Annotated in this window: 19 protein-coding genes; 5 read left to right on the forward strand and 14 right to left on the reverse strand. The window is 65.7% G+C overall.

Annotation, left to right across the window (positions count from 1 at the left end):
- Nucleotides 1-68: 68 nt before the first annotated feature.
- Both ABZ004_RS23135 and ABZ004_RS23140 read right to left on the reverse strand, forming a co-directional pair.
- Nucleotides 69-938, reverse strand: coding sequence for an endonuclease/exonuclease/phosphatase family protein (locus ABZ004_RS23135; RefSeq protein ID WP_355682593.1), 870 nt, complete (start codon nucleotides 936-938; stop codon nucleotides 69-71).
- The gene (locus tag ABZ004_RS23140) at nucleotides 854-1306 is read right to left on the reverse strand and encodes a DUF1801 domain-containing protein (protein WP_355682595.1); all 453 of its coding nucleotides are present in this window, start codon (nucleotides 1304-1306) and stop codon (nucleotides 854-856) included. Before ABZ004_RS23140 ends, ABZ004_RS23135 begins: the two co-directional genes overlap by 85 nt.
- A 342-nt stretch (nucleotides 1307-1648) precedes the next feature.
- On the opposite strand from ABZ004_RS23140, the gene ABZ004_RS23145 reads away from it, so the two are divergent.
- On the forward strand, nucleotides 1649-1825 hold the full coding sequence (locus ABZ004_RS23145; protein ID WP_355682597.1) for a hypothetical protein: 177 nt from the start codon (nucleotides 1649-1651) through the stop codon (nucleotides 1823-1825).
- A gap of 65 nt (nucleotides 1826-1890) precedes the next feature.
- On the opposite strand, the gene ABZ004_RS23150 is transcribed toward ABZ004_RS23145, so the two are convergent.
- The 3 genes from ABZ004_RS23150 to ABZ004_RS23160 all read right to left on the reverse strand — a co-directional run bounded on the left by ABZ004_RS23150 (nucleotide 1891) and on the right by ABZ004_RS23160 (nucleotide 6107).
- Nucleotides 1891-2859 carry an AraC family transcriptional regulator gene (locus tag ABZ004_RS23150; protein ID WP_355682598.1) on the reverse strand — a complete coding sequence of 323 codons (969 nt, stop codon included), beginning with the start codon at nucleotides 2857-2859 and terminating at the stop codon, nucleotides 1891-1893.
- Nucleotides 2856-5117, reverse strand: a complete 2262-nt coding sequence (locus tag ABZ004_RS23155) for an FUSC family protein (RefSeq protein WP_355682600.1) — start codon at nucleotides 5115-5117, stop codon at nucleotides 2856-2858. The genes ABZ004_RS23150 and ABZ004_RS23155 overlap by 4 nt, the downstream gene beginning before the upstream one ends.
- A gap of 99 nt (nucleotides 5118-5216) precedes the next feature.
- Complete coding sequence (locus tag ABZ004_RS23160; protein ID WP_355682602.1) at nucleotides 5217-6107, reverse strand: LysR family transcriptional regulator; 891 nt, start codon at nucleotides 6105-6107, stop codon at nucleotides 5217-5219.
- A 58-nt stretch (nucleotides 6108-6165) separates the two neighbouring features.
- On the opposite strand from ABZ004_RS23160, the gene ABZ004_RS23165 reads away from it, so the two are divergent.
- Nucleotides 6166-6960 carry an NAD(P)-dependent oxidoreductase gene (locus ABZ004_RS23165; RefSeq protein ID WP_355682604.1) on the forward strand — a complete coding sequence of 265 codons (795 nt, stop codon included), beginning with the start codon at nucleotides 6166-6168 and terminating at the stop codon, nucleotides 6958-6960.
- Here the strand turns inward: ABZ004_RS23165 and ABZ004_RS23170 are convergent.
- Entirely contained in the window at nucleotides 6933-7454 is a 522-nt protein-coding gene (locus ABZ004_RS23170) for an ATP-binding protein (protein WP_355682606.1), read from the reverse strand. The genes ABZ004_RS23165 and ABZ004_RS23170 overlap by 28 nt on opposite strands.
- Before the next feature lie 185 nt (nucleotides 7455-7639).
- On the opposite strand from ABZ004_RS23170, the gene ABZ004_RS23175 reads away from it, so the two are divergent.
- The 3 genes from ABZ004_RS23175 to ABZ004_RS23185 all read left to right on the forward strand — a co-directional run bounded on the left by ABZ004_RS23175 (nucleotide 7640) and on the right by ABZ004_RS23185 (nucleotide 9086).
- Complete coding sequence (locus tag ABZ004_RS23175) at nucleotides 7640-7810, forward strand: hypothetical protein (protein WP_355682608.1); 171 nt, start codon at nucleotides 7640-7642, stop codon at nucleotides 7808-7810.
- Nucleotides 7810-8556 carry a peptidoglycan-binding protein gene (locus ABZ004_RS23180; RefSeq protein WP_355682610.1) on the forward strand — a complete coding sequence of 249 codons (747 nt, stop codon included), beginning with the start codon at nucleotides 7810-7812 and terminating at the stop codon, nucleotides 8554-8556. The genes ABZ004_RS23175 and ABZ004_RS23180 overlap by 1 nt, the downstream gene beginning before the upstream one ends.
- A 107-nt stretch (nucleotides 8557-8663) precedes the next feature.
- Nucleotides 8664-9086, forward strand: a complete 423-nt coding sequence (locus tag ABZ004_RS23185; RefSeq protein ID WP_355682612.1) for an SgcJ/EcaC family oxidoreductase — start codon at nucleotides 8664-8666, stop codon at nucleotides 9084-9086.
- A gap of 237 nt (nucleotides 9087-9323) precedes the next feature.
- Here ABZ004_RS23185 and ABZ004_RS23190 read toward each other — a convergent pair whose 3' ends face one another.
- From ABZ004_RS23190 to ureB, 8 genes are all read right to left on the reverse strand, one after another.
- Nucleotides 9324-9650, reverse strand: coding sequence for a putative quinol monooxygenase (locus tag ABZ004_RS23190; RefSeq protein WP_355682614.1), 327 nt, complete (start codon nucleotides 9648-9650; stop codon nucleotides 9324-9326).
- Nucleotides 9651-10026: 376 nt separating this feature from the next.
- The gene (locus ABZ004_RS23195) at nucleotides 10027-10233 is read right to left on the reverse strand and encodes a hypothetical protein (RefSeq protein ID WP_355682616.1); all 207 of its coding nucleotides are present in this window, start codon (nucleotides 10231-10233) and stop codon (nucleotides 10027-10029) included.
- A 911-nt stretch (nucleotides 10234-11144) separates the two neighbouring features.
- Complete coding sequence (locus ABZ004_RS23200; protein WP_355682618.1) at nucleotides 11145-11774, reverse strand: nucleoside/nucleotide kinase family protein; 630 nt, start codon at nucleotides 11772-11774, stop codon at nucleotides 11145-11147.
- On the reverse strand, nucleotides 11765-12472 hold the full coding sequence (locus ABZ004_RS23205; RefSeq protein WP_355682621.1) for an urease accessory protein UreD: 708 nt from the start codon (nucleotides 12470-12472) through the stop codon (nucleotides 11765-11767). Before ABZ004_RS23205 ends, ABZ004_RS23200 begins: the two co-directional genes overlap by 10 nt.
- Before the next feature lie 245 nt (nucleotides 12473-12717).
- Nucleotides 12718-13521: an urease accessory protein UreG gene (gene ureG / locus ABZ004_RS23210; RefSeq protein ID WP_355682623.1), complete on the reverse strand. Its 804-nt coding sequence runs from the start codon at nucleotides 13519-13521 to the stop codon at nucleotides 12718-12720.
- Nucleotides 13514-14188 (reverse strand): urease accessory UreF family protein, encoded by a 675-nt coding sequence (locus tag ABZ004_RS23215; RefSeq protein WP_355682625.1) that lies wholly within the window; start codon nucleotides 14186-14188, stop codon nucleotides 13514-13516. The genes ureG and ABZ004_RS23215 overlap by 8 nt, the downstream gene beginning before the upstream one ends.
- Nucleotides 14188-15888: an urease subunit alpha gene (locus ABZ004_RS23220; protein ID WP_355682627.1), complete on the reverse strand. Its 1701-nt coding sequence runs from the start codon at nucleotides 15886-15888 to the stop codon at nucleotides 14188-14190. Before ABZ004_RS23220 ends, ABZ004_RS23215 begins: the two co-directional genes overlap by 1 nt.
- Entirely contained in the window at nucleotides 15881-16243 is a 363-nt protein-coding gene (gene ureB, locus ABZ004_RS23225) for an urease subunit beta (RefSeq protein ID WP_355682629.1), read from the reverse strand. Before ureB ends, ABZ004_RS23220 begins: the two co-directional genes overlap by 8 nt.
- Between the last annotated feature and the right edge of the window lie 42 nt (nucleotides 16244-16285).

Genomic DNA, 16285 nt, shown 5'->3' on the forward strand with positions numbered 1-16285 from the left:
ACCGTCTCTGTGCACCATCTGAGCACGCTCGGCCGCGAGAAGTACTCAACTCGTGCACTAAGTAGAGATCAGCCGCCGAAACCCACGGTCAGCGTTGCGGCGAGGCCGAGGTGGTCCGACGCGAAGCCTGTTCCAGGAATCTCGTCCGTGAGGATCAGCCGAGCGTCCTTAGCAGTCGTCCCCGCGGAGCACAGCAGGAAGTCGATGCAGCGCGACACCTGCCCAGCCCCCAGGTATTCCGAACGGAACGTCGGCGGACACTCCCCGCCGAACGCATCGCCAAGCCGGCTAGCCGCCATGAAGTCCTCGAACAACGAGCTGTCCCGCGCGACATTGAAGTCACCGCTCACGATCACAGGCCCCGATCCGACAGCAGAAGCGAGCGTCGCGAGTTGCTGACGATGCAATTCGTAGTACCGGCTCTCCGAGGACCAATCGCCGTCGAAGTTTGCGACCAGGTGAGTGTTCATAATCCGTACTCCGGGTTCGGCGAGACGGGTCGTCAAAATACCCTTCAACGGCGCTCCGACCCATGCTCGGAGGGGAATCCGAGCACCGGAGGCCAAAGGGAATCGGCGGAACTCTCTCCCGACAACCCGCCGCCGCGAAAAGGTCGCCAAGCCACCGGCCGGCCCCGCCGCCGACGGCCGCTGTACGGCGCACGGGAATGACGGGAGATGCTTCGTCAAAAGGCGTAGGTGGTAATACGTGAGTACTTCCTGGAAGTTGACGACGTCCACATCGCTCGCCTCGAAGTACTCGCCGATCGCCTGGTACCGTGCGGCCAACCGCGAACCGAACAGCGGCATCCCGCGCGTATTCAGCGATGCAACCGACAACCGCCCGGAAGTGCTCAGCTTGCTGCTTGCTTCACGAGTTCGGCGATCTTCGCCTCGTTGGCGGTGGTCAGTTTCGTCAGCGCGTACGCGGTCGGCCACATCGAACCGTCATCCAGATTGGCCGGGTCGTTGAAGCCGAGCGTCGCATAACGAGCATTGAATTTGCCTGCGCTCTGGAAGAAGCAGACAATCTTTCCGTCCTTGGCATACGCCGGCATCCCGTACCAGGTCTTCGGCGAAAGCGACGGCGCACTGGCCTTCACGATGGCGTGAATCCGCTCCGCCATCATCCGCTCTTCATCCGGCAACTCGGCGATCTTCGCCAGTACTTCGGCCTCACCGTCAGCCTTCTTGGCCGCAGAACCACGACGCGCAGTCGCCTTCAGTTCCTTGGCCCGCTCCTTCATCGCATCGCGCTCTTCGTCCGTGAACCCGTCGTACGACTTCGCCTTCTCCGTGACAGCCATCTCAGTTCCTCCCATGCCGACTAGCGATATCAACGACCCTAGCCATTCCCCCGCCACAAGACTTCTCGAATCCTGATCGATCCGACAACCCCTCGGTCCCCACCAGATTCCTCATCCGACGAACCCCGCGCTGTCTGCTGGCGGGCCGGACGAGTTTGCGGTTGACGGGGACGCCCCGATCGGTCGATCCGGGCCTTGCGCTGCCGATCACGGCCGGGCGATCGTCGGCTGGATCGGGGACCGGTCGAAGTTGGTCTGCTGTGGGTTTCGGTTCGGTCTTGTGCTGGGTACCGGGCGGGAGTTAGATGAGCCGCCCCGTCCGCCGTGTTGTAGGGAGTCTTGATGTTCGCGATCATTGCCGCAGTGATTTTCGGTTTGGCACTCATCCTGGATTGGGCCGACGCCAAGGTGAGTGATGCGTTCACACCGCAGACTTTGCTGATGGCCGGACTGCTCTGTATTGCCTTGCATCTGGCGGGAATCGGTACGTCGACCCGCTGGCGGGGACGCAAGCGCTGAGCAGTCAGCCCCAGAACTTGCCGCCCCGCGCTTCTCGCCGGGCGGCAAGTTTTTCGTGCGCCGGATCAGTGATCTCGGGAGACAGGGATCAACCCCGTCGCGCCGTCCGCCGATTCCAGCCGGTTCGCCTTGAGAATTCGGCGGAGGGTTTCTTCGCTGCCGAGTCCGCTGCGCCTGGCCGCGGCGCCGAGGGTTTCGCCGGCGTCGACCAACGCGAGGGCGGCCTCCCGGCGTACGGAATGGACGTAGGCGGTTGGCGTCATTCCCGTCTCGGCCTTGAAGAGCCGGCTGAGGTGGCGTTCGCTGAGCCCGGCTCGCGCTGCCAGGTTCGGCAAACTGTGATTCAGCCCAGGATCGGCCGCGATCTCGTCGCACAGAATACGCAGCGGATTCCGCTGCGGTCGCGCGGTCCTGGCCGGCACCGACAATTGCGGCTGTGCTCCGCGGCGGCGCATGAAAACGACCAGATCCTTGGCGATCTCGTGCGCCACGATGTCGCCCGCGTCCTCCTCGACAAGCGCCAGCGCCAAATCGATCCCCGCACTCACACCGGCCGACGTCAGTACCCGCCCGTCGCGCACATAGATCGACTCCTCATCGACCGTCACTGTCGGAAACCGACGCCGCAACGTCCCGGTATGCCGCCAATGTGTGGCCGCTCGTTTCCCTTCCAGCAAGCCCGCCTCGGCGAGCGCGAAGGCTCCCGCACAAACAGAGGCAACACGGCGAGCCCCAGGAGCGAGCTGCGCGATCGCAGCCTGCAATGCGGGGTCCGGCCGTTCAGTGACCAGACACTCACCACCCGGTACTACGAGGGTGTCCACCGTCGACAGTGAAGCCGCATCAGCCTGTACTCCGATGCGCAAGCCGCCCGACGTCGTCACATCGCCGCCACCTGGCGAGCACACCGTCACCTGGTGCCCCGTACCCATTGCCGTCGCCACGTCGAAGACCTCTAGCGGCCCAGTAAGGTCCAGCAGCCGAACGCCGTCGAACACCAGCATCGCTACCGGTATGGCCCGTGTCCCGCTCATCCAGCCACTGTAGATCCACTGGTCTCCGCGACGGCGACCTGTAGTCGCCGCACAGCATCCAGATGGTCAGCAGTCCACAGCATCCGTACTGCGGTGCCGGTCCATCGCCCGTCGTCGTCAGTAAGGTCCTGCCGTACCGCGGTAAGCAGCCGCTCTTCGCCATCAGAGTCCCGTAGCACCTGAGCCGGTAGCGTGCCCGCACTGGCCAGGGCGACGGCAGTCTGCTGGTACCACTCCACTAGTGCTCCAGCGGTTTCGAGCAGTTCCGTGCGAGCCGCCGTCCGGTCGCCTGCTGGATTGCGATCGCCAGAGTTCCACAGCTCGAGGATCGCGTCGCCAGTGATGCGCAGTACTGCTACGCCGCTGACCAGGGTGGTCACGTCGGCCAGAGGGAGGTGCTTGGCGCCGCGCTCAGCCAGGTAAGTACGGAAGGCGTCGTCGAGACGTCGGGCTGCAGCGGCTGCACGGCGTCCCTCCTCGAAAGGTTCGGCGACCGGTGGCGAGTGTCCGTCGCAGCGGTTCACGGCGTACTCGACTGTCTGGCGTAGGTAGTGCGCGCTGTCGGAGTAGGCCTCGGCCAGCGCCTGTCGCAAGGCGGAACTCGCGCCGCGCGGCCAGAACAGCACACCGACGAGCAGACTCACTGCTGAGCCGATCGCTACGTCCTCAATCCGCACCAGGCCGATCTCCCAGCCCGCGGGCGAGATGATGTCGAACAGGATCAACAGGGTTGCGGTGAACGCCGCCTGGCCGGCTGCGAAGGAGAACGCGGCAGGCGCTAGACCAGCGAGCGCGACAGCGATCGGCAGGAGCAGCCAGGCGACGGTCGTGTCGGTGCCGATGGCAACTACCAGTCCGCCACCGATGATGATGCCGGCCACTGTGCCCAGCAGGCCGCGTAGTGCGTTCTGACCAGTGCTGAGTGCGTTGGAACGCAGTACGGCCAACGTGCCGAACACGACCCAGAAGGAGTGCTGTACTCCGGCCAGGTCGGCGACCAGCACCGCTAGCGCTAGCCCGACTGCTCCACGGATGCTGTTGTGCAGCCAGACCGAGTGACGCTCGACATGAGCTCCGGCGCGCTCCTGTACTGACGACAGGGGAGAGCCGATGCCTGTCGGAGCGCCTCCCAGCAAGGTCTGCCACCAACTACGCCCGCGAGCGGCGACTGCCAGCTGAATGTTCTCCGCGATCGCCGTGATCGCGAAGCTCATCTCCTGTGCTCTGAAGATCGGCTCTACGCCACTGACGAATGCGGTGACTACTTTGCCGCTTGCTGCGTTGGTCGCTGGCAGCAATGCCGTCACTGTCTCTTCCAGCGCGACCCGTGCTCGCTTGAGCCTGTCCACAGCGGTGGCGAACAGCTGGAGATCGCCCCCGCTGCCTAGGAGCTCGGCAGCTCGCTCCAGTACTACTGCGGCCGACTCGAAGACTTCCGCAAGCTGGGCGTTCACTGGACCCGGCTCGGGGACGCGGAGATGCCGCTGGAGGACCGTCTCCAACCAGATCACCTCGTCGACCACGCGGACGAGAGTGCGGGCTGACGTCGAGAGACCCGTCGGACGGTACGGCGTACCGAAGAAAGATTTGCGGAGCGCAGCCACTGCGTCCGAAGCCTCGTCGATCGAAGTGATGAGTGCTTCCGTCTGAGCTGGGTCGGGGCCGTCTCGGAGACAGGCGAGGCCGGCTCTGAGGCGCTTGGCGATCAGGGCGCAGGCGTGTGCTGTCGGATCGCGTAGTGGTTCGCGGGTTGGTGCAGGCCAGAGCAAGGTGATAGCTACGAGCGACGCTGCTCCGGCGAGGAGCCAGCCGAGTAGACGGTCTGGCAATGAGCTGAGCGGGCCGGCGAGGGTGACCGGCAGGATGAAGGCGGCCAGGAGAGCTGTTGTCGCACTGGCCAAGACGGAGCTGATCACGCCGACGAAGAGCACCACGAAGACGACGACGAGGGTGACCAGCGCGGCAATCCAGGCCGAGCCCGACGCGAGCGTTCCGATCGTGATCAGTACGACGCCGGCTGCCATCAGGCTGACCTGCGCCTGCAGCCGCTCCGTCATCGAACCTGTGAAGTCGACGAACAGCACCATCGCCATCGACCCGAACGACGCGAAGATGCCGATCACCGGATTCCCGATCACCAGCGAAGCGAACGCGAACACCGCCGGCATCACAACCGCCGCCCGAGCCGCCCGCCGAGTAGCCGACAACCCTGCATCCTTGGCCCGCAACCACCCGAGAACCGAGCCCACACCAGCCACCCCCAGAGCGTACGCCCGCCGACGGCCATCCTCGGCAACCCTAATTCGCCGCACCTACCAGTTGGCAACCGATCCGCGCACGTTGTTCAGTGGTTGTTTCTAGTGGTGAAGGATGTCGAGGAAGGCGCGAGTGGCGGGTGATGGGGTGAAGCCGCTGGCGACGGCCGAGTAGACCTGGCGCGGTGGGATGTCCACCGGATGAACCAGAGCCAGCTTGACGTCACGTCGTACCGCGTCCGCCGCCAGCGACGGCACCAGCGTGATACCGATGCCTGCAGCAACGAATCCTTGTTTCGCCATCCAGTCCCGCGCGACGAACCCGATCCGCGGCTGGAACCCGGTCCGCAAACACGAGCTGATCAAGGTGTCCTCAGGTCTCGAACTCCCCGCGATCCACTCCTCGTCGCGAAGATCCGCCAGCCGCACCTGACGCTGCCCAGCGAGCCGATGGCCGGCCGGGAACGCGACATACATGAAGTCGTCGCACACCTTCCGCAAGTCGAACCCGTCGAGATGCTGCGTCTCCGGATAGCTCACCACCGCCACATCGGCATCACCCGAGCCAAGCATCTCCAGCAACGCCGGCGTGAACCCTTCCCGCAACGACACCGCCACCGCGGGATGACGCTGCTGGAACGCCGCGATCGCCTGCGGGACGAGAGCGGCATCAGCCGTCGCAAAGGCCGCCACCCGCAACCGCCCAGTCGCAAGGTCGCGCAGATCGGCCAGCTCCCGCCGGGCAGCGTCCAGTCGATCGAGGACTGCCTGGGCGTGAGCGAGCAGGCGATGACCGGGTTCAGTCAGCCGCACTCCCCGCGGAAGCCGGTCGAAGAGCGCCGTACCAGCCTCTTCTTCAAGGTTTGAAATTTGCCGTGAAATCGCGGACTGGGTGTACCCGAGGACCGGGGCCGCTGCGGTGAACGACCCGAGTCGGGCGACCTCGACGAAGACCCGGAGGAGCGGAGTAGACAACTCATGCGGCTGCGGCATGGATCCCATGCTAGACATTCGCTTTTCACATCTCGTGCGCCTGGCTAACGTCCTCGGCATGGACAAGAACAGCAAGATCGCGTTTCTGGGGCTCGGCTCGATGGGCGGGCCGATGGCACGCCGGGTGGCCGCGGCCGGCTACCCGTTGACGGTCTGGAATCGGTCGTCCGGGCGAGCAGATGGGTTTGCCGAGGTGGCCGAGTCGCCGGCTGACGCAGTACAGGATGCTGATGTCGTCGTCACGATGCTGGCCGATCCAGCCGCGGTGCGGGAGGTCGTCTCTTCTTTCGCGTCTAAGTTGAAGCCGGGCACTGTACTGGTCGAGGCGTCGACGATCGGGCCGGCCGCAGTGCAGGAACTGGCAGGACTGCTTCCCGACGGCGTCACGCTCGTCGACGCGCCGGTGATGGGTAGCGTCGACCGGGCTGCGAGTGGGGAGCTTTCGCTCTTCGTGGGCGGCCACGCCGACGAGGTGATGCCGCTGCTGAAGGTCTTTGGCAGCGTTAACCGGACCGGCGCGGTCGGTACTGGCGCAGCGGTCAAACTGGTGATGATCAATGCGATCGTCAACGGAGTGGCGCTGATCGGCGAGGCGCTCGCCCTCGCCGACGCCCTCGGCATCCCCGAGGAACAGCTCAAGCGAGCGATGGCGGCCTCACCGCTGGCGGGAATCGCCGGCCGGGCGTTCGCCGAGGGCGCCTACTTCCCGGTTCGCCTCGCCGCCAAGGATGTCGCCCTCGCCGCCGATGCCGCCGAACTCCCGATCGCCCGCGCAATCCACGCCCGCCTCACGGCGTACCCGGAGGCCGCAAACGAAGACATCGGTCAGATCACCAAGTACTTCAGAACCTGAACCAAGTCATCTACCGAACCCACCCGCACCGCCCCTTCATCCTCCGCAGGCCGCTCGAACCCCGCCAAATGTTCCTCCAGTACGACGTCCGCCACGTCCCGCCGCCCCCAACCCACCCGATTCTCGGCCAGCCGCCGACGAATCGTGGCGTGATCGACATCCAGGTAAATCAGCGCGAACCCGACACCGAGCTCAGCAGCCAATCCCCGCCACCCATCCCGCAACACCCGCAACGAACTGGTGTCATCGACAACCACCCACCGCGCCCCCGCACCCGATCCCGCGCCCGCACCGAGGAGGTGGGTGCGGACCTTGGCCGTGGCGATCTGGTGGGTGCGTTGCCATTCCTCGACCGGGATCCCGTCGCCGCCCCAGAGCCCACGGCGCTCGTTGATCTCGTCCAAACTGATGATCAAGCCGTGAATCTCCGCCGCCAGCGCCCGCGCGAACGTGCTCCTACCCGAAAACGACGTCCCACACATCAGCACGAGCATGCGGCGATACCACCGGCTCCAGGCCTCGCCGGCAACCGATTTCGGCCTCGGAACACCCCTCCCGGCAGATTCCTTCGCAACTAGGTTCAAGTTGTGGAGGAGATGTTCTTTAAGGCTGCTGAAAGGTTCGGGGTGACGCTGGCTGGAAGAAGGATCGTTTGAGGACCAAAGGGGGAGTTGTAGCCATGGGGAACGAATTTGCGGCCGACGGGCCTGACGACATGCCGCAGGAAGAGCAGGCGGCATTGCTGACCGAGCCCGCCTTCGACCACCGGATCGAGGACGAGGCGGAACTCTTGCTGGCCGAGTTCGGAGCGCCCGACGAGAACGGCTGGTACGGACGGGGGAACGAGTGATGAGCGGCGTCGAGGACATGATCCACCAGGCCGAGATGGACATCGGTCTCGGTGAGCCGAACAAGATCCAGAAGTGGTACCGCGAGCGCAACGGCAACGACTTCGCCGGCAACTTCCCGTGGTGCGACGCCTCGATCACCTTCTGGGCCTGGCATTCGGGCAACGAGAAGGCGGTAACCTTCGGCGGCGACTTCGCCCTGACCACCGCCCATGCCCACGCGTTCAAGAAACACGGCCAGTGGCACGTCGACACCGCAGGCATCATCCGCGGCGACATCGTGTTCTTCGACTGGGGCGGCACCGATCTGAAGGCCAACATCGACCACGTCGGCCTGGTCACCGGCGTCGAGGGCTCGAAGGTCTACACGATCGAAGGCAACTACGACGACGTGTGCGCCCGGCACGTGCGCAAGTCCAACTGGATCGCCGGGTACGGCCGGCCGAGCTACATCCACAACCTGATGGCCCCGCGCCCGGGCAACGTGACCTTCCCCGGGAAGTCGTTCTTCGTGATGGGCCGCCGCAGCCCGATCATCGCCGCGATGCACAACCGGCTGGTGGCCGTCGATTGCGACAAGTACGAGACACAGACGAACAAAGATGTCTGGGGCACCGGCGACCTCGCCTCCTACTCCGCCTGGCAACACAAGCTCGGCTTCGCGGGCGACGTCCAGCACCCCGGTTCCGATGCCGACGGCATCCCCGGCAAGGAAACCTGGGACAAGCTCAAGGTCCCCCGCACCTGACAGACCCCACGATCACCAGACGACCGCCACCGTCTGGTGATCGCGGCCGCCCGCTGCCTTGTAACAAGCCTTGAATTGAAGTGAGGTTGAGGTATGAGGATCTGCCCATGGACATTTCCGGGCAGATCCCAAGTACAGATGACGTAGCTGAGATCGTCGCACTGGTGGCAGCCGTAGAGGACGCGCAGCGACGCGAGGATGCCGATGCCTTCCTCGCACTCTTCCGCGAAGACGCAGTCTGGGTCACCGGCCACGGCAAGCGCCTGTACGGTCGTGCCGCCATCGCGGAGTTCACCCGCCGAGTTCTCCGCGGCGCGACGCGGGACTCGTACGCCGCCTACGCCCCTGACCATCTCCTCTTCGTCCGCCCTGACATCGCGGTCGTCAACGTCAACCAGCACTACACCCGCCGCCCCGACTCCACCGTTCCCCTCCCCGTCGACGCTGGCAGCCCGGTCTACTTCCTCGCCAAAGACAACACCTGGAAGATCGCCGCTGCCCAGAACACAGTCGTAGTACCGGAAGACTGATCGCAACGGCATCAGCTGCGAGAAACTGAGATTGCTTCAGCGATCGAACTGGTTGCCGCGATCAACGAATTGCGGTACTCGAGCGTCTTGTTTACCTGAAGTTCAACTGGGATGGGTCAGTTGGGTAGGCGGCGCGGAAACGTGGGTAGCCAGAGGTGTTGTCCGGCGTACCGGGATGACGTGAAATAGAGGTGCCGGTCCCGGGGGCGGGGCCGGCACCTAAAACGTGAAGGACCTTCAGCGGTTGACGGCGAGCTCGCCGAGTTCCGACCAGTCGGACTGCGGGACCTCGAAGTTGACGATCTTCGGGGTCGAGGCGAGGTGCGGCGGGAGGGTCTGCTGAGCCGCCTTGAAGTGCTCGGACCCGACATGCGCGCCACCGGCGGCGCCGTCGCGGAAGGCCTCGACCAGGACGTACTCGTTCGGGTCGTCGAGCGACCGGGACCAGTCGAACCACAGGCAGCCGTCCTCGTTCCGCGTCGCGGCGGTGAAGTCGGCCGTGATCTCCGGCCAGTTGTCGGCATACTCCGGCAGCACCTGGAACTTGGCCGTGATAAAGATCATGACTTACTCCTCAGCATCAAATAAGGTCCGACAGCTCGATGCTATCGACCCGTCCGCGCCCAGGATGTGTCAATAAGAGACACCCGTACGCCGGAACGCCACGTCGCCGGTGCGAAACCAAGGTGCCGCGCTGCCTGGCATCTGGGCGCGACATGGTGACCGCGGTCTGACCGTGCGGACCAGACGCGAAACCGCCGCCGTCCGGTACCAGGCCGGGCGACGATGGAGCCCGTCACGCGAACTGGCGGGGCGATGGAGTCCGCCATGTGAACCGCCAAGGTGAGGGTCCTGGAAATGCCGCATCCGCCACGCTGGGCGCCGTAGTACGGGCGTCTTGCGTGACGGATGGAGGTGGGAGAGGCGAGTTTCGCCCTCATCAAGCGGCTTGGGCTGCGACGACCCGGCGGCGGTTCTGCTGGGCCCAGACGGCACGCCGGAGCTTGGCCTTGTCGGGGTAGCCGGCGGCTCTGCCGATCTCGTACACGTCGTGGCTGCGCATGTTCACCATCGCCGCGACGAACCACACCGGGTTCCCCTCGGCCAGCATGGTGACGATCATCTGGTCGGTGCTGTTCTCGGACATCTCGATCTCCCTGCCTGGTAGGTGCCTTCACTGATACGTCGGACCAGACAGTGCGAAATCGACATGCTCGGAGAAACTTTTCCGCTGCCCGGTACGGCGTACCCGGTGACCTCGCCCGACCCGTACGCCACCTACGCCGCGCTCCGCGAAACCGACCCGGTGCACCGCATCGCGGGAACCGACGGCAACCCCCGCCTGGCTCGTGCGCTGTACTGCCTGTCGACCGGTCGCTCATGCCCGCCGCCGTCGAGGCGTTGCTTGAGCGGCTGCCGGCGTTGGCGCTCGCAGTACCCGAGGAACTCCATCGAATGGAGAAAGTCACCCGCACCGGCGGTGTCCGCGCTCTCCCGATCAGGTTCTGAAAAAACGAATGCCCCGACCATGGATCGGGGCACTCGCCCGTGCGGGTCCCGGGGGGAGTGGGACCTCCACACGTGGGGGGATCTCGAAACTATCCCGGTTCGAGGGTCATGTCAGAACCATTTCGGCGATTCTCGAAACACTGTCCGCTGAGCGGTTCGAACCCTGCGCCCAACGGTCGCCCAATCACTAGCCAAAACTTGTTTCAAATGCTGGATCAACACCCACAAGAAGCTGCCCCGAGCCACCCCGCATGAACTGCTTCCCCGACCCGACCCGACCCGACCCGACCCGGCCGACCGATCCAAGCGGACCCGACTCGAGTCGACCGCGCCTACCGACCGGACCACGCTGACAGACCCAACCGTGCCGACCGACCCGAGGCGACCACGCCGACCGACCCCGAGGCGACCACGCCGACCGACCCGATGCGGCCACGCCGACCGTACCGCCTGACGGACCGCACAGGAAGACGGGCCCGTCATCACAACGAGCGGCGCCACAGCCATCAGTACAAGCGCGCCGTCGTCGGAACGAGTGCTCGGCCGTTGTCAGGAAAGGTGCAGGATCGCGTCCGCGGCGGACCGGGTCGACGCGATCAACCGCGCGTTCGCCTCGTCGCTGCCGAAGGTCCGCTCATGAGCTTCCGCAGGCGAGCGACCGTACCGCCGGTGCCGCGCCTCGAGCCGCTCGTGCCTGATGTCGTCCGAAAGGTCGATGTACCAGACCTCATCGAGCAACCCCCGAGCCCTTGCCCACGGCATCGAATCGAGCAGCAGGTAATTCCCCTCCGTGATCACCAGGCTCACCTCGGGTGCGACCGGAATACTCGCCGCGATCGAGTCCTCCAGTTCGCGGTCGAACCGTGGCGCCCAGATCGTCTCCTCCGCTGACCTCTTCACCCGTTCGAGCAGCGCGACGAACCCATTCCCGTCGAACGTCTGCGGCGCCCCCTTCACCGCCGCCAACCCGAGTTCCTCAAGTGCCGCCTGTGCCAGGTGGTAGCCGTCCATCGGTACCAACGCCACCTGGTGGCCGAGTCCGATCAGCTCAGCCGTGAGCTGTTCGGCGTACGTCGACTTGCCGGCCGCCGGCGCTCCGGTGATCCCGAGGATCGCGCGGCGCCCACTCGTCGCCAGCTTGACCGCCCGGGTCAAGGCATCGTCTCGATTCAGCTGCACCCGGAGATCTTGTCAGGCCACGGCAAGGCTGCCCAAGTTTGCGCAAGATAGCTCTCGTGCTGCGCGTCCACCAGCCGACGCGCGATCGAGCCGGGTCGTTCGAGCTGCAGCGTCTCCACCGTCTCCGGCAGACGGAAGCCGACCGTGGTCACCGAGTCGAGGCAACGCGCGTCCCCAAGAACTGCCCAACCGGTTCGCGACTCCGGCGCCAGATCCAGATCTTCAACTAAGACGAGTTCGCCGCCGATCTGCGCCCGCAGTACGGCGTGCAGCGTGCCGCCGACCTCGCCGTGCCGCCCGAATACGATCGATTCCCGAAGCGCCGCGGCACAGCCGTCCGCCAGCACGAGTCGAGTCGACCGAGTCACCTCGGCGCCCTCAGCCACCACGAACGGCTCGCCGTACCAGCTCAACCTCGCTCCGCCGCTCAACGTGATGTCGACTTCCCAGCTGCTCGACCCACCCCTGGTCGGATACGCCACCGTCCCGGCCGTCTCCACGATCTCGACTTGTACCAAGCCATGAACCAAGACTTCGACCCGAACCTGATCACCCGCCAGCAGCAACGCTCCCGCGGCAACCAGCGCGATCCGCACCACCCCGTCCTCCGCAGGCAGCCGCCGAGGCGACAACAACCCAGTCACCAACACACACCGATCCCGCACCGGATCAGCCCAAACCTCAATCCGCGTAACCATCACCGCACCCCACCCACCAACCCCACTGCGCCGCACCCCTCGAGCGCCACCCGAGCAACCATCACCCCACCCACCAACCGCGCAGCGCCGCACATTTCGAGCGCCGACCGTGCGCGCCATCGCCCGCGGCCTGCCTTCCCACCAACTCCTCCGCGGCCGGCTCCGACCCGTCCGGCGCCCTTCACACGAGTACCACCTCGCCCGACGTCCACCGAATATGCAGCACTCAGCTCCGCGAGCTTCACCTAGGCACCGACTCGGTCACCGTCTGCAGAAGCCGCGCTGAGTCCGGCGTGGTGTTCACCGATTGCAGCGTGAGGATCGGCCTGCTCGTCGTGCGAGTGGGCGTGGGTATGGCTGATCAGTACGCCGTCTTCACCCACGTGCGAATGGGGTGCCATCGGCCCTGGATCGACCGGTGTGTGGTGGCCGCTGCGGACGACGTCGGTCATCGCGAGAACCCATTGCTTGAGCTTCGCCACCGATTCCAGGTCGGTTCTCGACAACGCCAGCACCGGTTTGCCCCCGCGGGCGGCCTCGGCGTCCTTGACCATCTGGGGTACGTCGACGCCGACGTACGGAGCGAGGTCTGTCTTGTTCACCACTAGGAGATCGGCGCGTGCGATACCCGGTCCACCCTTGCGGGCGACGTCGCCGCCACCGGCGACGTCGAGGACGAAGATCTGCGCGTCGACGAGCGCGGGGGAGAAGGTCGCGGTCAGGTTGTCGCCGCCGGATTCGACCAGGACGACGTCCAGCGGAGCGAAGTCGCGCTCGAGGTCCTCGACCGCGATCAGATTCGGCGTCACATCGTCCCGGATCGCCGTGTGCGGGCAAGCTCCGGTCTCCACCGCGCGGATACGCTCGGGATCCAGCACTCCCGCCGACCGCAGTAACCGCGCATCCTCGTCGGTGTAGATGTCGTTGGTGATCACACCGAGCTGAAGTTCCGAGGCCAGTTCGCGGCAGACCATCGCGATCAACGAACTCTTGCCGGTACCGACCGGACCAGCGACTCCCAGACGAAACGATCGGTTCGTATCAGGCATGGAACAACCTCATTCTCTCGGCAGCATGAGCTTGGGCGAAGGCGTCCACCAGCGGAGCGCCGTACGCCGGGATGTCGTCCGGCACCGTCAGTTCGGCGACGGCTTGAATCAAGTCTTCAATCGACTGGTGAAGCCCAGCCAGCCAGCTCGCAGCCTCCGCCGGATCCACCGGCAACAGCTTGAGCGACGCCGCCACCACGCTCTGCGCGTCGTCGTACCCGATCAGCCGTGCCGTCTGCTCCGCCGTCAGATCGTTGACGGCGGCAACCACTCCGATCACGACCGGTCGTGCCATCTCGGTATCGGCTCGCAGATGTTTGAGCACCTCCGGCCACACGCGGGTCGCAAGCCTGAGATAGGCGCGGCCTTGGCGTCTCGATGCAGCCCTTAATACATGGCTTGGTGTTCGAGCTGCCCAAGCCGCTTCGACAGCCGCGACCGGCTCGCCGTTGAGTGCAACAGCCCGCGCGACAACACCGACCGCCGCCTCGACCCGCGTGATCGTCCGAAGCCGATCCCGGGCATAGTCGGCAACCTCCGCCAACCGCTGCCCTTCCCCACCCAGCCCAGCCCGTACTGCGGGCTCAAGGCCGGCCGATTGCGTATGCCCACCCGTCGGCAACCGGCCATCGGCCAGCATCAGCGCGACCAGCTCAGGGGAACCCATCAGAACAAGTTGTAGAGCTGGGCCAACGGCAGAACGTCAGCCGGTGCGGGTTCGATCAGATCGCCATCGACCTTGATCGCGAACGTCTCCGGGTCGATGTCGATGGACGGCAGCGCGTCGTTGTTCTTCATCTGCGCCTTGCCGACGTCACGCGTCGGCCGTACCGCAGCCAGTTTCCGCCTTAGTTGAAGCCTTTCGGCTAAGCCGTCATCGAGCGCCGCCGGCGAAACGAAGGAGAACGAGAGATCGGCGCCGATCGCATCGCCGAACGCCGGCCGCATCAACCCCGGCTGCGGCGTCGGAATGGACGCGTTCGGATCACCCAGCGCAGCCCAGGCGATGGAGCCGCCCTTGATCACCAGCGCCGGCCGCACCCCGAAGAACCGCGGATCCCACAACACCAGATCGGCCAGCTTCCCGGCCTCGACCGAGCCCACCACATGATCGATGCCGTGGGCAACGGCAGGATTGATCGTGTACTTCGCGATGTACCGCCGAGCGCGTTCGTTGTCGGCAGGGCCGGACCCGAGGTGGCCACGACGAGCCTTCATCACGTGCGCCACCTGCCACGTACGGGTGATCACCTCGCCGATCCGCCCCATCGCCTGCGCGTCCGACGACGTGACGGACAGAGCACCGAGGTCATGCAGGATGTCCTCGGCCGCGATCGTCGTCGCACGAATTCGGGACTCGGCGAAGGCCAGGTCCTCCGGCACATCCGGGCTGAGGTGATGACAGACCATCAACATGTCGAGATGCTCAGCGACGGTGTTGACGGTGTGCGGCAGAGTCGGGTTGGTGGAGCCGGGGATGACATGGGGCTCGGCCGCGATGCTCAGGATGTCGGGTGCGTGTCCGCCGCCCGCACCCTCGACGTGGAACGCGTGGATCGAACGTCCCGCGATCGCGCCAAGCGTCGACTCGACGAAGCCGGCTTCGTTCAAGCTGTCGGCGTGCAGCGCGACCTGAAGCCCCCAGTCATCGGCCGCCTTCAACGCGGTGTCGATCGCGGCCGGCGTAGATCCCCAGTCCTCATGCACCTTGAACCCAGCAGCGCCCGCCAACGCCTGCTCAGCAAGCGCTTCCGCGCTGACCGTGTTGCCCTTGCCCAGCAGCAGCACGTTGAGCGGAAACGCGTCGAGGCTCCGATGCATCTGCTCCAGGTGCCACGCACCCGGCGTGACAGTCGTCGCCTTCGACCCCTCGCTCGGCCCTGTTCCGCCGCCGACGACCGTGGTCGTACCGGTCGCGAGCGCCTCATGCAGCTGCGATGGTGACAGCAGGTGCACGTGGGAATCGATCCCTCCGGCGGTCAGGATCCGTCCCTCACCCGCGATGATGTCCGTCGACGGCCCGATCCTCAGATCCGGATGCACCCCGTCGGCGATGTCGGGATTCCCCGCTCGCCCGAGCGCCACGATCCGCCCGTCCCGGATCCCCACGTCCGCCCGCACGATGCCCCACCAGTCGAGGACCAGGACGTTCGTGATGACGGTATCCGGCGCGCCTTCCGCACGAGTCGCCGTACCCTGCGCCATCGACTCCCGGATCGACTTCCCGCCCCCGAACACCACCTCCTCCCCACCTACGGTCAGGTCCTGCTCGACCGCGACCCACAGATCGGTGTCCGCCAACCGCACCTGGTCCCCAACAGTCGGCCCGTACAGCGCCGCATACGCCGCCCGAGAAATCTCAACCATGGTTGGCTCCACCTGATGGAAGCTGGCCGGCGTCTGATTCCTTCACCTGGATACCCGGCACCCGGCGGAGACCACGGAGTGCGACCGCCGCAACCTCCCGCGAAGCACCTGGTTCGAAGCGCTGCGAGGTGCCGGAGGGAATGTCCAGGCGGAACCCCAGGGCTGCGGTCCGGTCGAAGTCCAGCGCGGAGTTGGCGTCGGGTAGATGCAGATGCGAGCCGATCTGCACCGGGCGGTCGCCGGTGTTGAGGATCACCAGAGTCAGCCGCTCGGCATCAGTCCGGTCGGCGTTGAGAACGATCGTGCCTGGTGCCACTCGGATCGCCCCGGGGCCGTCCGCACGAGCCGCCGTCATCGTCGCCATCCTGGCTGGACGTCCGGGTTCGCGAGAACGCGG

Origin of the sequence: Kribbella sp. NPDC006257 (assembly GCF_040613535.1) — a bacterium.
Lineage (GTDB): Bacteria > Actinomycetota > Actinomycetes > Propionibacteriales > Kribbellaceae > Kribbella.

Excerpts from the sequence above, each read along its gene's own strand:
- ABZ004_RS23140 (WP_355682595.1), bottom strand. The coding sequence starts at position 1,306 with ATGGCTGTCACGGAGAAGGCGAAGTCGTACGACGGGTTCACGGACGAA.
- ABZ004_RS23145 (WP_355682597.1), top strand. The coding sequence starts at position 1,649 with ATGTTCGCGATCATTGCCGCAGTGATTTTCGGTTTGGCACTCATCCTG.
- ABZ004_RS23150 (WP_355682598.1), bottom strand. The coding sequence starts at position 2,859 with ATGAGCGGGACACGGGCCATACCGGTAGCGATGCTGGTGTTCGACGGC.
- ABZ004_RS23160 (WP_355682602.1), bottom strand. The coding sequence starts at position 6,107 with ATGCCGCAGCCGCATGAGTTGTCTACTCCGCTCCTCCGGGTCTTCGTC.
- ABZ004_RS23165 (WP_355682604.1), top strand. The coding sequence starts at position 6,166 with ATGGACAAGAACAGCAAGATCGCGTTTCTGGGGCTCGGCTCGATGGGC.
- ABZ004_RS23170 (WP_355682606.1), bottom strand. The coding sequence starts at position 7,454 with ATGCTCGTGCTGATGTGTGGGACGTCGTTTTCGGGTAGGAGCACGTTC.
- ABZ004_RS23175 (WP_355682608.1), top strand. The coding sequence starts at position 7,640 with ATGGGGAACGAATTTGCGGCCGACGGGCCTGACGACATGCCGCAGGAA.
- ABZ004_RS23180 (WP_355682610.1), top strand. The coding sequence starts at position 7,810 with ATGAGCGGCGTCGAGGACATGATCCACCAGGCCGAGATGGACATCGGT.
- ABZ004_RS23185 (WP_355682612.1), top strand. The coding sequence starts at position 8,664 with ATGGACATTTCCGGGCAGATCCCAAGTACAGATGACGTAGCTGAGATC.
- ABZ004_RS23190 (WP_355682614.1), bottom strand. The coding sequence starts at position 9,650 with ATGATCTTTATCACGGCCAAGTTCCAGGTGCTGCCGGAGTATGCCGAC.
- ABZ004_RS23195 (WP_355682616.1), bottom strand. The coding sequence starts at position 10,233 with ATGTCCGAGAACAGCACCGACCAGATGATCGTCACCATGCTGGCCGAG.
- ABZ004_RS23205 (WP_355682621.1), bottom strand. The coding sequence starts at position 12,472 with ATGGTTACGCGGATTGAGGTTTGGGCTGATCCGGTGCGGGATCGGTGT.
- ureG (WP_355682623.1), bottom strand. The coding sequence starts at position 13,521 with ATGCCTGATACGAACCGATCGTTTCGTCTGGGAGTCGCTGGTCCGGTC.
- ABZ004_RS23215 (WP_355682625.1), bottom strand. The coding sequence starts at position 14,188 with ATGGGTTCCCCTGAGCTGGTCGCGCTGATGCTGGCCGATGGCCGGTTG.
- ABZ004_RS23220 (WP_355682627.1), bottom strand. The coding sequence starts at position 15,888 with ATGGTTGAGATTTCTCGGGCGGCGTATGCGGCGCTGTACGGGCCGACT.
- ureB (WP_355682629.1), bottom strand. The coding sequence starts at position 16,243 with ATGACGGCGGCTCGTGCGGACGGCCCCGGGGCGATCCGAGTGGCACCA.